Raw genomic sequence first — 13,779 nt, forward strand, 5'->3', positions numbered from 1 at the left:
GATGCTGAGCAGAACCGCAGACAACCTCTACTGGATCGCCCGCTATATGGAACGCGCCGACATTGCGGCGCGGCTGCTGGAAGTGGGGTCGCGCATCACGCTGATGCCCTCCACCCATGGCTATCGCAACGAATGGGACAGCCTGCTGCAATCCTCGGGCACGGCCAACGGGTTTTCCCACAAATACGGTGACCCGGTACAGCGCAACCTTGAAAGCTGGCTGTTCTTCGACCGCGACAACCCCTCCTCGGTGGCAAGCTGCATCACGGCGGCGCGGGAAAACGGCCGCATCGTGCGCACAGCGCTGACCAGCCAGGTCTGGGACGCGCTGAACACCGCCTTTCAGGAGTTGCGGCAACTGGAGCGCACCCCGCGCAGCGAGCTGGAACTCAGCCGCCTGACCGAATGGGTGATGCGCCACACCGCCATGGTGCGCGGCGCCATCGACGCGACGCTGCTGCGCAATGACGGCTACAACTTCCTGAATATCGGCTACTATCTGGAACGCGGCGACAACACCGCCCGGATGCTGGATGTGAAATATTACGTCCTGCTGCCACGCATCGAATTCGTGGGGTCCGGGCTCGACAATTATCAATGGACGACGCTTCTGCGGGCCATGGGGGCGCATCGCGCCTTCCACTGGGCCTATGGCGGCGAGGTGACGGCGGCCAAGATCGCGGATTTCCTGATCCTCAATCCGCAAAGCCCGCGTTCGCTCATCACCTGCCTCTCCGGCGTGAACAACCACCTGACGCGGCTGGCCAAGGCCTATGGCCGCACCATGCCTGCACAGGGCAAGGCCACCGCCATGTTGAACGAACTGGAAACCACCAATGTCGAGGCGATTTTCGACGAGGGGCTGCACGAGTTTCTGTCGCGGTTCATCCGCGATTCCGCCGAACTGGGCACTGCCATCCATGAATCTTATCTGAGCGGGGATCTGCGCTGATGCGTCTGACCGTCGATCATGTCACCTGTTATCGCTATGCCGCGCCCGTGCGCGGTGTGGTGCAAAGCCATCGCCTGACGCCTTCGGTGTTCGAAGGGCAGACGGTACTGGACTGGAAGGTTACCGTCAGCGACGGGCTTCAGGGCGGCAGCTTCCGCGACGGTGCGGGCGACCGGGTCAGCGCCTGGTCCGTCATCGGCCCGGTCAGTGAAATTCTGGTGCAGGTCACCGGCACGGTCGATACCCGGGACCTCGCAGGCGTGCTGCGTGGCCATCGCGAGACGGTGCGTCCCGAAGTCTATCTGCGCGACACCCTGCCCACCCGCGTCGATACCGCGCTGGTCGATCTGTCAGAGTCGGCGGAAGGCGCCGACGGCCCGCTGGATGCCGCGCACCGGCTTTCCGCTGCGGTGGCAGAGGCCATCACCTATCGCCCCGGCGTGACCGAGGCGCATACCACAGCCGCCGAAGCGCTGGGTCTGGGCGAAGGCGTCTGTCAGGATCACGCCCACGCCCTGATCGCCATTGCACGGCACCGGGGGATGCCCGCGCGCTATGTCTCGGGCTATCTTTTCGCGGATGCCGGGGGCAATGCGCATGAGGCCGCCCATGCCTGGGCCGAAATCTGGTTGCCCGGTCTGGGATGGGTCGGCTTCGATCCGGCCAATGCCTGCTGCCCGGATGAACGCTACATCCGGCTTGCCTCCGGCTTCGACGCGCAGGATGCGGCGCCGATCCGCGGCATCGCGCGCGGCCCCGGCGCTGAAACCATGGCGGTGCGGGTTGCCGTCTGCACGCAGAGCCAGCAACAGGAGCAACAATAACAAAGCGATGGTTGCGCCCGCGTGGGCGCGGCCCTAGTGTTGCGCCAAACGCCACTCACGGAAACGAACATGACCTATTGCGTAGGCCTTCTGCTGAATGAAGGCATGGTGCTGCTGTCGGACACCCGGACCAATGCCGGGCTGGACAATATCTCGACCTATCGCAAGATGTTCACTTTCGAAGAACCGGGCGAGCGTGTCATCGCCATCATGACGGCTGGCAGCCTCAGCGTCACGCAGACCACCATCGCCCGCCTGCGCGAGGCCATCGAAGAACCCGACGCCGACGGCGAAACCTCGATCCTGAAAGCGCCGACCATGCTGAAGGTGGCCGAGATTGTCGGCAACATGCTGGCCTCCGTCCGCAATGAGGTGGACGAGAAGATGAGCGCGATGCGCCAGAGCGCCTCTGCCTCGATGATCGTTGCAGGTCAGCGGCGCGGCGGCGTGATGCGGCTGTTCCTCATCTACCCCGAGGGCAATTTCATCGAGGCGACCGAGGATACCCCCTTCCTCCAGATCGGCGAACACAAATACGGCAAGCCGATCCTTGACCGGGTGGTGCGGCCTGAAACCTCGCTGGCCGATGCGCAGAAGGCGGTGCTGCTGAGCATGGATTCCACGCTGCGATCCAATCTCTCGGTCGGCATGCCGCTCGATATGTGCGTGATCGAACGCGATGCATGCCAGATCAGCATGCGGCGGCGGATCGAGGCCGGGGACGAACAGTTCCGCGCCATGAGCGAGGCCTGGTCCAGGGCCCTGCGCGACGGCTTTACCCAGATCGAGGTCTGAGGCGGACGCGCTTCATCTGCATGGCTTGTATCTGCGGCGTGGCAGGGTAAAATAGCGTCCGACCCCGCGCCCGGCCGTGCCGCGGGAGACCCAAGCCGGAGAACAGCATGTCGTGGACTGACGAGCGCGTCGAGACGCTCAAGAGGATGTGGTCTGAAGGCCAGAGCGCCAGCCAGATCGCCAAAGAGCTGGGCGGCGTGACCCGCAACGCGGTGATCGGCAAGGTTCACCGTCTGGGCCTGTCGAACCGTGTCGGCGGCGCTGGCGGCAAAGAGGATGAGGAAGAGGTCGCGGTCGAGGCTCCGGCCCCGCGCGTCGAAACCCCGCGCCCGGCCCCCGAACCGGCCCCGCGCGCGGCAGAGCCGCCGCGCCCTGCCCCGCCCGAACGCCCTGCCCCGCAGCCGGCAGCGGCTGCTCCGGCGCCCTCGGCCCCGATCCCGCTGCGCAAGGCCATCGTTCCGGCAGGCCAGCCGCTGCCGCCGCAACCTTCGGCCAACGAGATCAGCCCCGAGGCGCTGGCCTCGGTGCGCGAGGTGGAAAAGCGCGCCCGCAAGCTGACGCTGATGGAACTGACCGAACGCACCTGCAAATGGCCGATCGGTGATCCGGCGACCGAAGATTTCTGGTTCTGCGGCCTGCCCTCGCAGGCGGGCAAGCCCTATTGCGACGCCCATGTCGGCGTGGCCTTCCAGCCGATGAGCGCGCGGCGCGACCGCCGCCGCTGACCCGGCCTTGTGAAATTCGAACGCCCGCCCCGCAAGGTGGCGGGCGTTTTCTTCTCAACACAGTCCCCGAGTTTCACATGTCTGACATTCCGCCCATCGCTGCCGATCAGCCTGCCTTCGCCCGCCTGCTGGGTCTGAGGATCATGTCGGCCACGCCCGACCGGGTGGAGGCAGAACTTGAGGTGACCGAGGCTCTGGGAAACCGGAACGGCGTTCTGCATGGCGGCGCCATCATGGGCCTAGCGGATAACCTGGGCGGGACGGCGACCTTCCTCAACCTGCGCGAGGGTGAGGGGACGGTGACAGTGGAAAGCAAGACCGGCTTCTTCCGCTCCGTGCCGCTGGGCACCACCGCCCGCGCGGTGACCGAGCCGCTGCACAAGGGGCGCAAGACAATGGTGTGGCAGACCCGCATCCTGCGCGAGGATGGCAAGCTGGCGGCGATGGTTACGCAGACCCAGATGGTGCTGCGGCCCGAGGACAGGTGAAAACCCGACACTCAAAATGCAAAAGGCCCCCGAAACCGGGGGCCTTTTTGACATTTCGGAACCTCAGGCTTTCACAGGGCTGCGATAGCTCATCCGCCGCACCGATCCGGTTTTCGACCGCATCAAGAGCGTCTCGGTCGTCACCCAGCCCGGCTCGCGCTTGATGCCCGACAGGATCGAGCCATTGGTCACCCCGGTCGCGGCAAAGATCACATCGCCGGTAACCATCTCGTCACGGGTATAAATCCGGTTCAGATCGGTGATCCCGGCACTGGCGGCGCGGACGCGTTCGTCATCGTTGCGGAACAGCAGCTGGCCATAGATCTGGCCACCCATGCATTTCAGGGCCGAAGCTGCCAGTACGCCCTCCGGCGCCCCGCCCGACCCCATATACATGTCGATGCCGGTCTTGTCGCTTTCGGCGCAATGGATCACGCCCGCCACATCGCCGTCGGTAATCAACCGGATCGCCGCGCCGGTGCCGCGCACCTCGGCAATCAGCGTTTCATGGCGCGGACGCTCCAGGATGCAGACGGTGATATCGCCCGGCGCACAGCCCTTGGCGCGGGCCAGCGCCTCAACACGCTCCGCCGGGCTCATCTCCAGCGTCACGGTGTCGGGCGCATAGCCCGGACCGATGGCCAGCTTTTCCATGTAAACATCGGGCGCATGCAGCAACGTGCCGCGCGGCGCCATGGCGATCACGGTCAGCGCGTTCGGCATGTCTTTGGCGGTCAGCGTGGTCCCTTCCAGCGGATCGAGCGCGATATCCACAGCCGGGCCGTTGCCGGTGCCGACTTCCTCGCCGATATACAGCATCGGCGCCTCGTCACGCTCGCCCTCGCCGATCACCACCACACCGGCAATGTCCAGAAGGTTGAGCTGATCACGCATCGCGTTCACGGCCGCCTGATCCGCCGCCTTCTCGTTCCCCCGGCCGATTAGCGTCGCCGAGGCAAGTGCTGCCGCCTCGGACACGCGGGCGAGTCCGAGGGAAAGCATCCGATCCTGAAATTGAGCCGCATCGGCCATGAAAACCCCCATTGTCTGCCCCATATGGAGGCCGGTTAAAGACTTTGCCCTGTCCTAGCCGCCGCAAGCCCTGCCCGCAAGGATGGTTCCGCTAACGCACTGGCGCGGCCTGCCCGCTTACAGTTCCTCGATGCGGATGGCGACGGGCTGACCAACCAGCACGCCGGTCTGCGCAAAGCTTGTGAGTGCATGTGCCACATCGGCCGGGGCCGCTTTGTGCGTGACGAAGATGACGATGGCATCGTCATCTTCCTCGCCCGGCTGGTTGATCTGGCGCATCTGGTCGATGGAGATGCCCGCCTCTCCAAGACAGGTGGCGATCTTGGCCAAGGCGCCGGGTTTGTCGAGCAGCGTCATCCGCAGGTAATAGGGCGCGGGGGTCGCGGCCTTGGCCGGAACCGCCGGAACCAGCGTGGCGGCAGGCCGCCCGAAGGTCGGCAGTCGCAGACCGCGCGCGATGTCGATGACATCGGACATCACCGCGCTGGCGGTCGGGCCCTCGCCCGCGCCGGGGCCGCGCAGCACGATCTGGCCCACACTGTCGCCTTCCAGCATCACCATATTGGTGCCGCCTTGCAGCTGGCCAAAGGGGCTTTCGGCAGGCACAAGGCACGGGGTCATGCGCTGTTCCAGCCCGCGTCCCGACATCTGCGCCACGCCGAGGAGCTTGATGTGATAGCCCATGTCGTCGGCCAGTTCGATATCCTCGATCGAGACATTGCCGATGCCTTCAAGCTCTACCGCGTCGAAGGCGACGCGGGTGCCGAAGGCGATGGCGGCCAGCAGCGACAGCTTGTGTCCGGCATCGATCCCGCCCACATCAAGATTCGGATCGGCCTCAAGATAGCCCAATTGGCGGGCTTCCTCGAACACGGTTTCATAGGGCAGGCCTGCGTTCTGCATCCGGGTCAGGATATAGTTGCAGGTGCCGTTCATAACGCCCATGACACGGGTGATACGGTTGCCAGCCAGACCTTCGGTCAGCGCCTTGATGACGGGGATCCCCCCCGCCACCGCCGCCTCAAACCGGATCACCCGGCCCGCGGCCTCGGCCGCTTCGGCCAGTGTCTGCCCGTGATGCGCCAGCAGCGCCTTGTTCGCGGTCACAACATCCTTGCCCGCTGCGATGGCGGCCTCGGTCGCAGCTTTCGCCGCGCCCTCATGCCCGCCCATCACCTCGACGAACACGTCGACATCTTCGCGCTGCGCAAGAGCAACCGGATCGGTTTCCCAGGCATAGGCCGAAAGATCGGCATCGCGGTTCTTCGTGCGGTCCCGCGCCGAAACGGCGGTAATCACCACGGGGCGGCCAGTGCGCGCAGTGATCAGATCGGCATGTTGCTGAACGATCTTCACCACTCCGATGCCGACGGTTCCAAGACCGGCGAGCCCGAGACGCAGGGGCTGAACCATAATATGCTCCGTGATTTGTCTGTCCGTCTGTTAGCCCGTTCAACCGCCCTGCGCAATCGGGCTGGCGTCAGCCGTCTGTTGCCGGGGTCGGCTCCGGCGTCGTCAGACGCAGCGCGCGCAGGGCAGCCGCACGGGACTGCAGCGCGGCGGCCCGACCCGCCAGACCATCCGCCGCGTTGACCGGCACGGCATCAAGCTGCGCCTCTGCCAGCAGCGTATCAATCGGCTGAAGCGCGGGGGCCGGTCCCGCAGGGGCGGCAGGCGGCGCCAGTTCCGGCATGGCCGTGCAGGCCGCAAGGGCCAGCGGCGCAAGAAGGAAGGGGCGGAAAGCATTCATCGGCAGGTCCGGCGCTGGCATCGTGCCGCCTATCCTTACAGGGAGGCCGGGCCTTTCGGCAAGCCAGAGCCGCGGCCCGGAAAGGGCGGGCTTGAACTGAACATGCGTTCAGATAGCATGGACACATGGCACGCAAGACCGGCTCACACTCCGAAATCACCGGCCCCCGCATCCGCGCGGCGGCTGAACACCTGTTCGCCCGGCACGGCTATGCCGCCGTTTCCATGCGGCAGATCGCAGCCGAGGTCGGTGTGCAGGCCGGGGCGCTGTATCTGTACACGCCCGACAAGCAAAGCCTGCTGGCCGATCTGATGCGCGACCATCTGGACGGTCTGCTGGCCGCCTGCGCCGCCCTGCCCCCTGTCAACGGCCCCGAGGCCCGGCTGGATCAGTTCGCCCGGTTCCATATCGGCTATCACATCGACCGGCCCGACGCGGTTTTCGTTGCCTACATGGAATTGCGCAATCTGGAGCCTGCCAATTTCACCGCCATCGAAGCCCTGCGACGCCGCTACGAGAATACGCTTGAGGCGATCCTGCGCGATGGCCGCGCCGCCGGGGTCTTTGCGGTGCCCGACACCAAGCTTGCCACGCTGGCGCTGATTGCCATGCTGACCGGGGTGACGAACTGGTATCGCGAGGGCGGTCGCCTTGGTCGCGCCGAGGTCGAGGCGATCTATGCCGCCATGGCACTGAATGCGGTCGGAGCCTCCCCCTTGCCGACCCGCTGAATGCCCCCGATGCGCGGCGCTCTGCCACAGCGGCCGCTCCGCCACGGCACAATCCTCCCGTCAGTGTTTACACGCGCACGGTGATGGCCTAGCTGAAACGGGGCCGGAAGACCGCGACAGGCTGCATTTTCAAGATGATCTCATCCACTCTCACTTTCCTGCGCCGAAGCTTTCCGATCCTGCTGGGTATCGGGTTGTTCGGGCTGGGTCTTTATGCGCTGTATCACCTGCTGCGGCCGGTCGATCCGGCGGATGTGATGGCACATATCCGTGCAACACCGTGGCACAGCCTGATCGGCGCGGTTCTGGCAACAGCGGTCGGCTATGCGGCGCTGGTGGGTTATGATGTCTTCGCGCTGCATTTCATCGGACACCGGCTGCCGTGGCGGGTCGTGGGGCTGGGCGGTTTTCTGGGCTATGCCTTCGGCAATACCATCGGCGTCAGCATCGTTTCCGGCGGGGCGGTGCGCTATCGCATCTATTCCGCCTTCGGGCTGAATGCCTTCGAGGTGGCGGCGGTTTCAGCCTATATCGCCATGGCGCTCGGCACCGGCCTGACCCTGATCGGCCTGGCCGCGCTGGCGGTGCATCCGATGGCGGCCTCGGACGTGCTGCCGCTGTCCCCCGGCCTGGTACGCTGGGGCTCGCTGGCGGTTCTGGTGATCTCGGTCGCGGTGATCGTGTTCATTTCCTGGGGCAACCGCTCCCTGAAGGTCTGGCGGTTCGACCTGCGCCTGCCGCCGCCGCGCAGTCTGGCCGGGCAGCTTGCGGTGACGCTGATCGACGTGGTGGCAGCGGCCTATACGCTCTGGGTGCTGATGCCCGCCGGCACCCCCGATTTTGCATCCTTCGTGGCGATCTACGCCATCGCCATGATGATCGGCATTCTGAGCCACGTGCCCGGCGGCGTCGGTGTGTTTGAAACCGTGGTCATCGGCACCCTGCCTCCGGAAGTGCCCGTCAGTGAGGCTGCCGCCGCGCTGCTGATGTTCCGAATGATCTATTACATCCTGCCCTTCGTGCTGGGCTTCGTCATCGTTTCGGTCAACGAGGCGCGGATGGCGGGCGGGTTCATCACCCGGCTGATGGGGCGCCTGCCCGCGCAAAGCCGCCCCGTGACCGAGGCTCTGGGCGGCGTGGTGCCCTCGCTGGTGGGGCTGGTGACCTTCGGCTTCGGGGTCTATCTGCTGATGGCCTCGCTGATCCCGTCGGTCCGGGGGGATGCGATGGCGGACCGCGACGTCATCGCGGCCCTGCTGATCGAAGGCGGCACGCTGGCCTCCGCTGTGGCCGGGGTGCTGCTGCTGATCCTGTCGCACGGTCTGGCCCGGAGGGTGGAGGCCGCGTTCTGGCTGACACAGGCAGTGCTGGCGGGCGGCCTGGTTGCCTCGCTGCTGAACGGGTTTGATGTGGACAGCGCGCTGCTGCTGGGGGCGGGCCTGCTGCTGCTGTTGCCGTTCCGGGGAGCCTTCCACCGTAAGGCCAAGCTGACCGAGGGTGTATTCAGCCCGGCATGGTTCGCACTGGTTCTGGGGGTCGTGCTGGCGGCGGCGGTGTTCTTTTTCTTCGTCCACCGCACCACGCCCTATTCCAACGATCTGTGGACCGAAATCGCCCATGGCGCCAATACGCCCCGCGCGTTGCGGGCCGGGCTGGTCGCCTCGGCCATCCTGCTGTTTTTCGGCATTTATCTGGCGCTGCGCCCGGTGCGCAGCCGTCCGGTACGCGCGCAAGATCCCGGCGTGCTGGAGCGCGCAGCGGCCATCGTGGCGGCGGCGGGCGATCCGCAGGGCTGTATCGGCCTGTCGGGTGACAAGCGTTTTCTGTTCTCGGATGCCGGTGGCGCCTTCATCATGTACGGCGTGCAAGGCTCGACCTGGGTCGCGCTGAGCGATCCCGTCGGCCGCCCGGAGGAGGTGCCTGACCTTTGCTGGGCCTTCATCGACCAGGCGCAGCGCGCCAATTGCCGTCCGATGTTCTACGAAGTCGGGCCGCAGCATCTGCCGGTCTATGTCGATCTGGGCATGGCGCTCCACAAGGTCGGCGAAGAGGCCGTCATCCCGTTGCAGAATTTCAGCCTGTCGGGCGCCGCCTTCAAATCCCTGCGCGCCACCCACAACCGGCAGGAGCGTGACGGCCTGCGGATGGAGCTTCTGACACCGCCGCATGACGCCGCGCTGCTCGCGGAACTGGCCACGGTGTCGGAGGCCTGGCTCGGCGGCAAGACCGCACGCGAAAAGGGCTTTTCCGTCGGACGGTTCGAGCCGTCCTATCTGGCCCGCTTTCCGATCGCCGTGGTGCGGCGCGCGGCAGACGGGCCGATCCTCGCCTTCGCCAATGTGCTGGCTCCGGGTGACGGGCGGCGGGTGTCGGTGGACCTCATGCGCTATCTGCCCGATGAGGCTTCAGGCATGATGGAGTTCCTGTTCCTGACGCTGATGGAACATTACCGCGATCTGGGCGCGACCGAATTCAGCCTTGGTGTCGCGCCGCTGGCGGGCCTGTCGGAGCGGTCGGTCGGGCGGCTGTGGAACCGTTTCGGGCGGCTGATCTATCGCCATGGCGGGGCTTTTTACAATTTCGCGGGTCTGCGTGCCTTCAAGCAGAAGTTCCACCCGGACTGGCAGCCGCGCTATATCGCCGTACCACCCGGACTTTCACCCACACGGGCGATGACCGATGTTGCCCTGCTGATCGCAGGCGGGGCGCGCGGGCTGTTGCGCAAGTGATTGAAATAACATCTGCGCGACTTCACGCCATCAACGCCCCTGCGCGGCCCCCGGCGCATTGCGCTGTGCCCAAGCGCAGCCTAATCTGGCGCATCGGCCAGTCAGCGGAGATTTGAATGCGCCTCGGACCTACCGCCCTCGTCCTTGCCCTTGCCGCCCTTGCGGGCGCGCCGCTGGCACGGGCCGAGACAGCCCCCGCGCAAACGACCGAGACCGCATCCGCCCCGGAACAGCCGGTGGATGCCGGCGCCTATCTGGCCGCCCGTGTCGCCGCCACGGACAGCAATTACGCCGAGGCGGCAGGCTGGTTTGCCCGCGCGCTCGCGAAGGACCCGCAGAACACCGATATGCTGAATGGCGCCATCGTCGCCACCATGGGTTCGGGTGATTTCGAGGCTGCGGCGCGCTATGGCCAACAGCTTGTCGATCTGGGGGGCAAAAGCCAGTTCGCCAGCCTCGCCCTGCTGGCCGACGAGGCCAAACGCGGAGATTACGCCGCCATCGTAGCGGCTATTGCCAAGGGGCAAAGCACCAATACGCTGTTCGACCAGCTGGTCGGCGCCTGGTCCGAGGCCGGTCAGGGCCGGATGACCGAGGCATTGGCTGCCTTCGACAAGGCCGCCGAGGCAAAAGGTGCCGCCCTCTTCGCGCGCTATCACAAGGCGCTGGCGCTGGCATCGGTCGGTGATTTCGAAGGGGCAGACAAGATCCTGTCGGACCCTGCCCTCGCCCCCCTGAAAACCGTGCGCCGCGCTTTGCTCGGTCATGCCCAAATCCTCAGCCAATTGGAACGCAATGCCGATGCCGTCGCGCTTCTGGACGGCGCTTTCGCGCAGGGGCAAGATCCGGCGGTCGATGAGATGCGCGCACGTCTGGATGCGGGCGAGCCTGTGCCCTATGCCATCGCAACCAACCCTGCCGAAGGCGTGGCCGAGGCCTTCTACACCATGGCCGTGGCGCTGAATGGTGAGGCGGACAACAGCTATACCCTGATCTATGCCCGCACGGCTGCCTGGCTGCGCCCCGATCACACCGAGGCGGTGCTGATGTCGGCGAGCCTGCTGAATGCGGAAGGCCAGCATGATATGGCCGCCGCAACCTTTGCGCTGGTTCCGAACACCGCGCCGGAATTCTATATGGCTGAACTGGGCCGGGCCGACACCCTGCTGGCCAGTGACCGCACCGATGCCGCGCTGGAGGTGCTCCAGAACCTTGCCCGTACCTATCCGAAGCTTCTCAGCGTGCAGATCGCCTATGCCGACCTGCTGCGTCGCGAGGATCGGTTCGAGGATGCGACCAAGGGCTATGACGCCGCCATCGCGCTGGTCGGCACCCCGACCGCCCGCGACTGGCCGCTGTTCTTCAGCCGCGGCATCTGTCACGAGCGCCAGAAACGCTGGGATCAGGCCGAGGCCGATCTGCGCAAGGCGCTGGAACTGAGCCCCGATCAGCCGCAGGTGCTCAATTACCTCGGCTACAGCTTTCTTGAACTGAACAAGAACCTCGACGAGGCGCTGGACCTGATCAAGCGCGCCGTCGCCGCGCAACCCGACAGCGGGTATATCACTGACAGCCTGGCCTGGGCCTATTTCCGCCTTGGCCGCTATGACGAGGCGGTCGAGCCGATGGAAGCCGCCTCGCTGATGGAGCCGGTGGACCCGATCGTGACCGACCATCTGGGCGATGTCTATTGGGCGGTCGGTCGCAAGCTGGAAGCGCAATTCCAGTGGCGCCGCGCCCTGTCGTTCGACCCCGACGAAAAAGAGGCGAAGCGCATTCGCCGCAAGCTGGAAATCGGGCTGGACCGCGTGCTTGCCGATGAAGGCGCCGCCCCGCTGGGCAAGGTCGATGCTGCCGAAAACGATCACTGAATTCGCTCATGCCAAGATCAACCTCTGCCTGCATGTCACCGGACAGCGGGCAGACGGTTATCACCTGCTGGACAGTCTGGTTGTCTTCGCCGGGATCGGCGACGGGCTGCGCGCGACCCCGGCGGACGGGCTGAGCCTGCGGATCACGGGGCCTTTTGCAGCGGGCGTGCCTGCCGGTGACGATAATCTGGTCCTGCGCGCGGCACGGCTGGTTGCGGGCGACATGGGTGCCGAACTGGTGCTGGACAAGCGCCTGCCCCCGGCCAGCGGGATTGGCGGCGGGTCGGCTGATGCGGCGGCGGCCATCCGCGTGCTGCTGCGGCTTCAGGCCATGGCAGGGCGAATGCCGGCCATGGCACAGGCGCAGGCCGATGCGGTGGCCGCGCTCGGGGCAGATGTGCCGGTCTGTCTTGCCTCGCATCCTGCCCGGATGCGCGGCATCGGAGAGAAGCTGGACTGGCTGCCGCCGCTGCCCGAAGTGCATGTGGTTCTGGCCAATCCGCGCGTCGAGGTGCCGACGCCTGCGGTTTTCAAGGCCCTGCCGCCACATAAGGAAAACCCGTTTCTGCCCGAGGCTTTGCCGGGATGGATCGACGCCGCCGCGCTGGCGGATTGGCTGCGCGAGACCCGCAATGATCTGGAGGCCCCCGCCCGGACCATTGCCCCGGTGATCGGCGATGTGGTCAGCGCGCTGGCGGCCCTGCCCGGTGCGCTGTTCGCGCGCATGTCAGGATCGGGCGCCACCTGTTTCGCACTGTTCGCGAAGGAGGCCGAGGCGATTGCGGCGTCCGAGGCTCTGGCAGCAGACCAGCCCGAGTGGTGGGTCGCGTCGGGCCTGATCTATCCGGGACGGGCCGATATGGCTCAGTTGATCCGCGCGACCACATAGGCAGCGAGATCCGACAGCATGCCGCGCAGCGGATGGTCGGGCAGCGTGTCGATGGCGGCCCGCGCCTTTGCGGCCCAGGCCAGCGCATCGTCGCGCGCCGCTTCCATCGCGCCATGACGGGCCATGATGGCCAGCGCCTGCTCCAGATCACCGTCTTCCTGACGGCCCTTTGCTATCGTGCGCTCCCAGAAGGCAAGCTCTGCCGCATCGGCCTGCGCCACGGCCTTGATCACCGGCAGGGTCAGCTTGCGCTCGCGAAAATCATCACCCACATTCTTGCCGATGGCGGCAGAGGTGCCGCCATAATCCAGCAGGTCGTCAGCAATCTGGAAGGCAATGCCAAGCGCATCCCCATAGGTATAAAGCGCCTGCACCTGTTCAGCCGAAGCTCCTGCGATGACGCCACCCACCTCGGTCGCGGCAGAAAACAGCGCCGCCGTCTTGCCGCGCACGACTTGCAGATAAATGCTTTCCGTCGTCGCAAGATCCTGCGCCGCCGTCAGTTGCAGCACCTCGCCTTCGGCAATCGTGGCGCTGGCGTTGGACAGAATCTCCATCACCCGCAGCGAGCCCGTCTCGGTCATCAACTGAAAGCTGCGGGCGAACAGGTAATCGCCGACCAGAACCGAGGATTTGTTATCCCACAGCAGGTTGGCCGTCGGACGCCCGCGCCGCTGGGTGCTTTCATCCACCACATCGTCATGCAACAGGGTGGCGGTGTGGATGAATTCCACCGTCGCCGCCAGATGGATGTGGAACGGGCCGTCATAGCCACACAGCCGCGCCGCCGCCAGCGTCAACATCGGACGTAACCGCTTGCCTCCGGCCTCCACCAGATGCGCGGTGACCTCGGGAATGCGCGGCGCATGTTCCGATGCCATTCGGGCGCGGATCATGGCGTTCACCGCCTCCATATCGGCGGCCAGCCATTCGCCAAGGCGATCATGCGGTTTCTGTGCAGCCTCGTCCAACCCCATATCGCCCCCGTTCATC

The 13,779-nt window shown here is 65.8% G+C and carries 13 protein-coding genes; 9 read left to right on the forward strand and 4 right to left on the reverse strand.

The genetic code is table 11. The annotated features are described in order from the left end of the window. The first annotated feature begins 1 nt into the window (after position 1). The 5 genes from IE126_RS03940 (at position 2) to IE126_RS03960 (ending at position 3,784) form a co-directional block, all read left to right on the forward strand. Positions 2-952 carry an alpha-E domain-containing protein gene (locus tag IE126_RS03940; RefSeq protein ID WP_108128162.1) on the forward strand — a complete coding sequence of 317 codons (951 nt, stop codon included), beginning with the start codon at positions 2-4 and terminating at the stop codon, positions 950-952. Then, the gene (locus tag IE126_RS03945; protein ID WP_189380232.1) at positions 952-1,776 is read left to right on the forward strand and encodes a transglutaminase family protein; all 825 of its coding nucleotides are present in this window, start codon (positions 952-954) and stop codon (positions 1,774-1,776) included. Before IE126_RS03940 ends, IE126_RS03945 begins: the two co-directional genes overlap by 1 nt. A gap of 69 nt (positions 1,777-1,845) precedes the next feature. Continuing rightward, positions 1,846-2,571 carry a proteasome-type protease gene (locus tag IE126_RS03950; RefSeq protein ID WP_108128160.1) on the forward strand — a complete coding sequence of 242 codons (726 nt, stop codon included), beginning with the start codon at positions 1,846-1,848 and terminating at the stop codon, positions 2,569-2,571. 107 nt (positions 2,572-2,678) lie between these two features. Continuing rightward, positions 2,679-3,296: a GcrA family cell cycle regulator gene (locus IE126_RS03955; RefSeq protein ID WP_108128159.1), complete on the forward strand. Its 618-nt coding sequence runs from the start codon at positions 2,679-2,681 to the stop codon at positions 3,294-3,296. A gap of 77 nt (positions 3,297-3,373) precedes the next feature. After that, a complete protein-coding gene (locus tag IE126_RS03960; RefSeq protein ID WP_189380233.1) occupies positions 3,374-3,784 on the forward strand; it encodes a PaaI family thioesterase in 411 nt (136 codons plus the stop codon). Between the two features lie 63 nt (positions 3,785-3,847). Here IE126_RS03960 and glpX read toward each other — a convergent pair whose 3' ends face one another. The 3 genes from glpX to IE126_RS03975 form a co-directional block, all read right to left on the reverse strand. After that, positions 3,848-4,816: a class II fructose-bisphosphatase gene (glpX, locus tag IE126_RS03965; RefSeq protein WP_189380234.1), complete on the reverse strand. Its 969-nt coding sequence runs from the start codon at positions 4,814-4,816 to the stop codon at positions 3,848-3,850. Between the two features lie 117 nt (positions 4,817-4,933). Then, positions 4,934-6,229, reverse strand: a complete 1,296-nt coding sequence (locus tag IE126_RS03970) for a homoserine dehydrogenase (RefSeq protein ID WP_108128157.1) — start codon at positions 6,227-6,229, stop codon at positions 4,934-4,936. Between the two features lie 67 nt (positions 6,230-6,296). Continuing rightward, on the reverse strand, positions 6,297-6,587 hold the full coding sequence (locus IE126_RS03975; protein ID WP_108128156.1) for a hypothetical protein: 291 nt from the start codon (positions 6,585-6,587) through the stop codon (positions 6,297-6,299). A 104-nt stretch (positions 6,588-6,691) separates the two neighbouring features. Between IE126_RS03975 and IE126_RS03980 the strand changes: the two genes are divergently transcribed. The 4 genes from IE126_RS03980 (at position 6,692) to IE126_RS03995 (ending at position 12,786) form a co-directional block, all read left to right on the forward strand. Next, on the forward strand, positions 6,692-7,297 hold the full coding sequence (locus tag IE126_RS03980; RefSeq protein WP_108128155.1) for a TetR/AcrR family transcriptional regulator: 606 nt from the start codon (positions 6,692-6,694) through the stop codon (positions 7,295-7,297). A gap of 134 nt (positions 7,298-7,431) precedes the next feature. Then, positions 7,432-10,026, forward strand: coding sequence for a bifunctional lysylphosphatidylglycerol flippase/synthetase MprF (gene mprF, locus IE126_RS03985; protein WP_108128154.1), 2,595 nt, complete (start codon positions 7,432-7,434; stop codon positions 10,024-10,026). Positions 10,027-10,142: 116 nt separating this feature from the next. Continuing rightward, positions 10,143-11,897: a tetratricopeptide repeat protein gene (locus IE126_RS03990; protein ID WP_108128153.1), complete on the forward strand. Its 1,755-nt coding sequence runs from the start codon at positions 10,143-10,145 to the stop codon at positions 11,895-11,897. Further along, on the forward strand, positions 11,890-12,786 hold the full coding sequence (locus IE126_RS03995; protein ID WP_189380350.1) for a 4-(cytidine 5'-diphospho)-2-C-methyl-D-erythritol kinase: 897 nt from the start codon (positions 11,890-11,892) through the stop codon (positions 12,784-12,786). The genes IE126_RS03990 and IE126_RS03995 overlap by 8 nt, the downstream gene beginning before the upstream one ends. Here IE126_RS03995 and IE126_RS04000 read toward each other — a convergent pair. After that, the gene (locus tag IE126_RS04000) at positions 12,762-13,763 is read right to left on the reverse strand and encodes a polyprenyl synthetase family protein (protein ID WP_108128351.1); all 1,002 of its coding nucleotides are present in this window, start codon (positions 13,761-13,763) and stop codon (positions 12,762-12,764) included. The two genes, IE126_RS03995 and IE126_RS04000, sit on opposite strands and share 25 nt — an antisense overlap. Between the last annotated feature and the right edge of the window lie 16 nt (positions 13,764-13,779).

This window comes from Gemmobacter nanjingensis, assembly GCF_014652195.1.
Lineage (GTDB): Bacteria > Pseudomonadota > Alphaproteobacteria > Rhodobacterales > Rhodobacteraceae > Gemmobacter > Gemmobacter caeni.

Excerpts from the sequence above, each read along its gene's own strand:
- IE126_RS03955 (WP_108128159.1), top strand. The coding sequence starts at position 2,679 with ATGTCGTGGACTGACGAGCGCGTCGAGACGCTCAAGAGGATGTGGTCT.
- IE126_RS03975 (WP_108128156.1), bottom strand. The coding sequence starts at position 6,587 with ATGCCAGCGCCGGACCTGCCGATGAATGCTTTCCGCCCCTTCCTTCTT.
- glpX (WP_189380234.1), bottom strand. The coding sequence starts at position 4,816 with ATGGCCGATGCGGCTCAATTTCAGGATCGGATGCTTTCCCTCGGACTC.
- IE126_RS03960 (WP_189380233.1), top strand. The coding sequence starts at position 3,374 with ATGTCTGACATTCCGCCCATCGCTGCCGATCAGCCTGCCTTCGCCCGC.
- IE126_RS03970 (WP_108128157.1), bottom strand. The coding sequence starts at position 6,229 with ATGGTTCAGCCCCTGCGTCTCGGGCTCGCCGGTCTTGGAACCGTCGGC.
- mprF (WP_108128154.1), top strand. The coding sequence starts at position 7,432 with ATGATCTCATCCACTCTCACTTTCCTGCGCCGAAGCTTTCCGATCCTG.
- IE126_RS03945 (WP_189380232.1), top strand. The coding sequence starts at position 952 with ATGCGTCTGACCGTCGATCATGTCACCTGTTATCGCTATGCCGCGCCC.
- IE126_RS03950 (WP_108128160.1), top strand. The coding sequence starts at position 1,846 with ATGACCTATTGCGTAGGCCTTCTGCTGAATGAAGGCATGGTGCTGCTG.
- IE126_RS03980 (WP_108128155.1), top strand. The coding sequence starts at position 6,692 with ATGGCACGCAAGACCGGCTCACACTCCGAAATCACCGGCCCCCGCATC.
- IE126_RS03990 (WP_108128153.1), top strand. The coding sequence starts at position 10,143 with ATGCGCCTCGGACCTACCGCCCTCGTCCTTGCCCTTGCCGCCCTTGCG.
- IE126_RS04000 (WP_108128351.1), bottom strand. The coding sequence starts at position 13,763 with ATGGGGTTGGACGAGGCTGCACAGAAACCGCATGATCGCCTTGGCGAA.
- IE126_RS03940 (WP_108128162.1), top strand. The coding sequence starts at position 2 with ATGCTGAGCAGAACCGCAGACAACCTCTACTGGATCGCCCGCTATATG.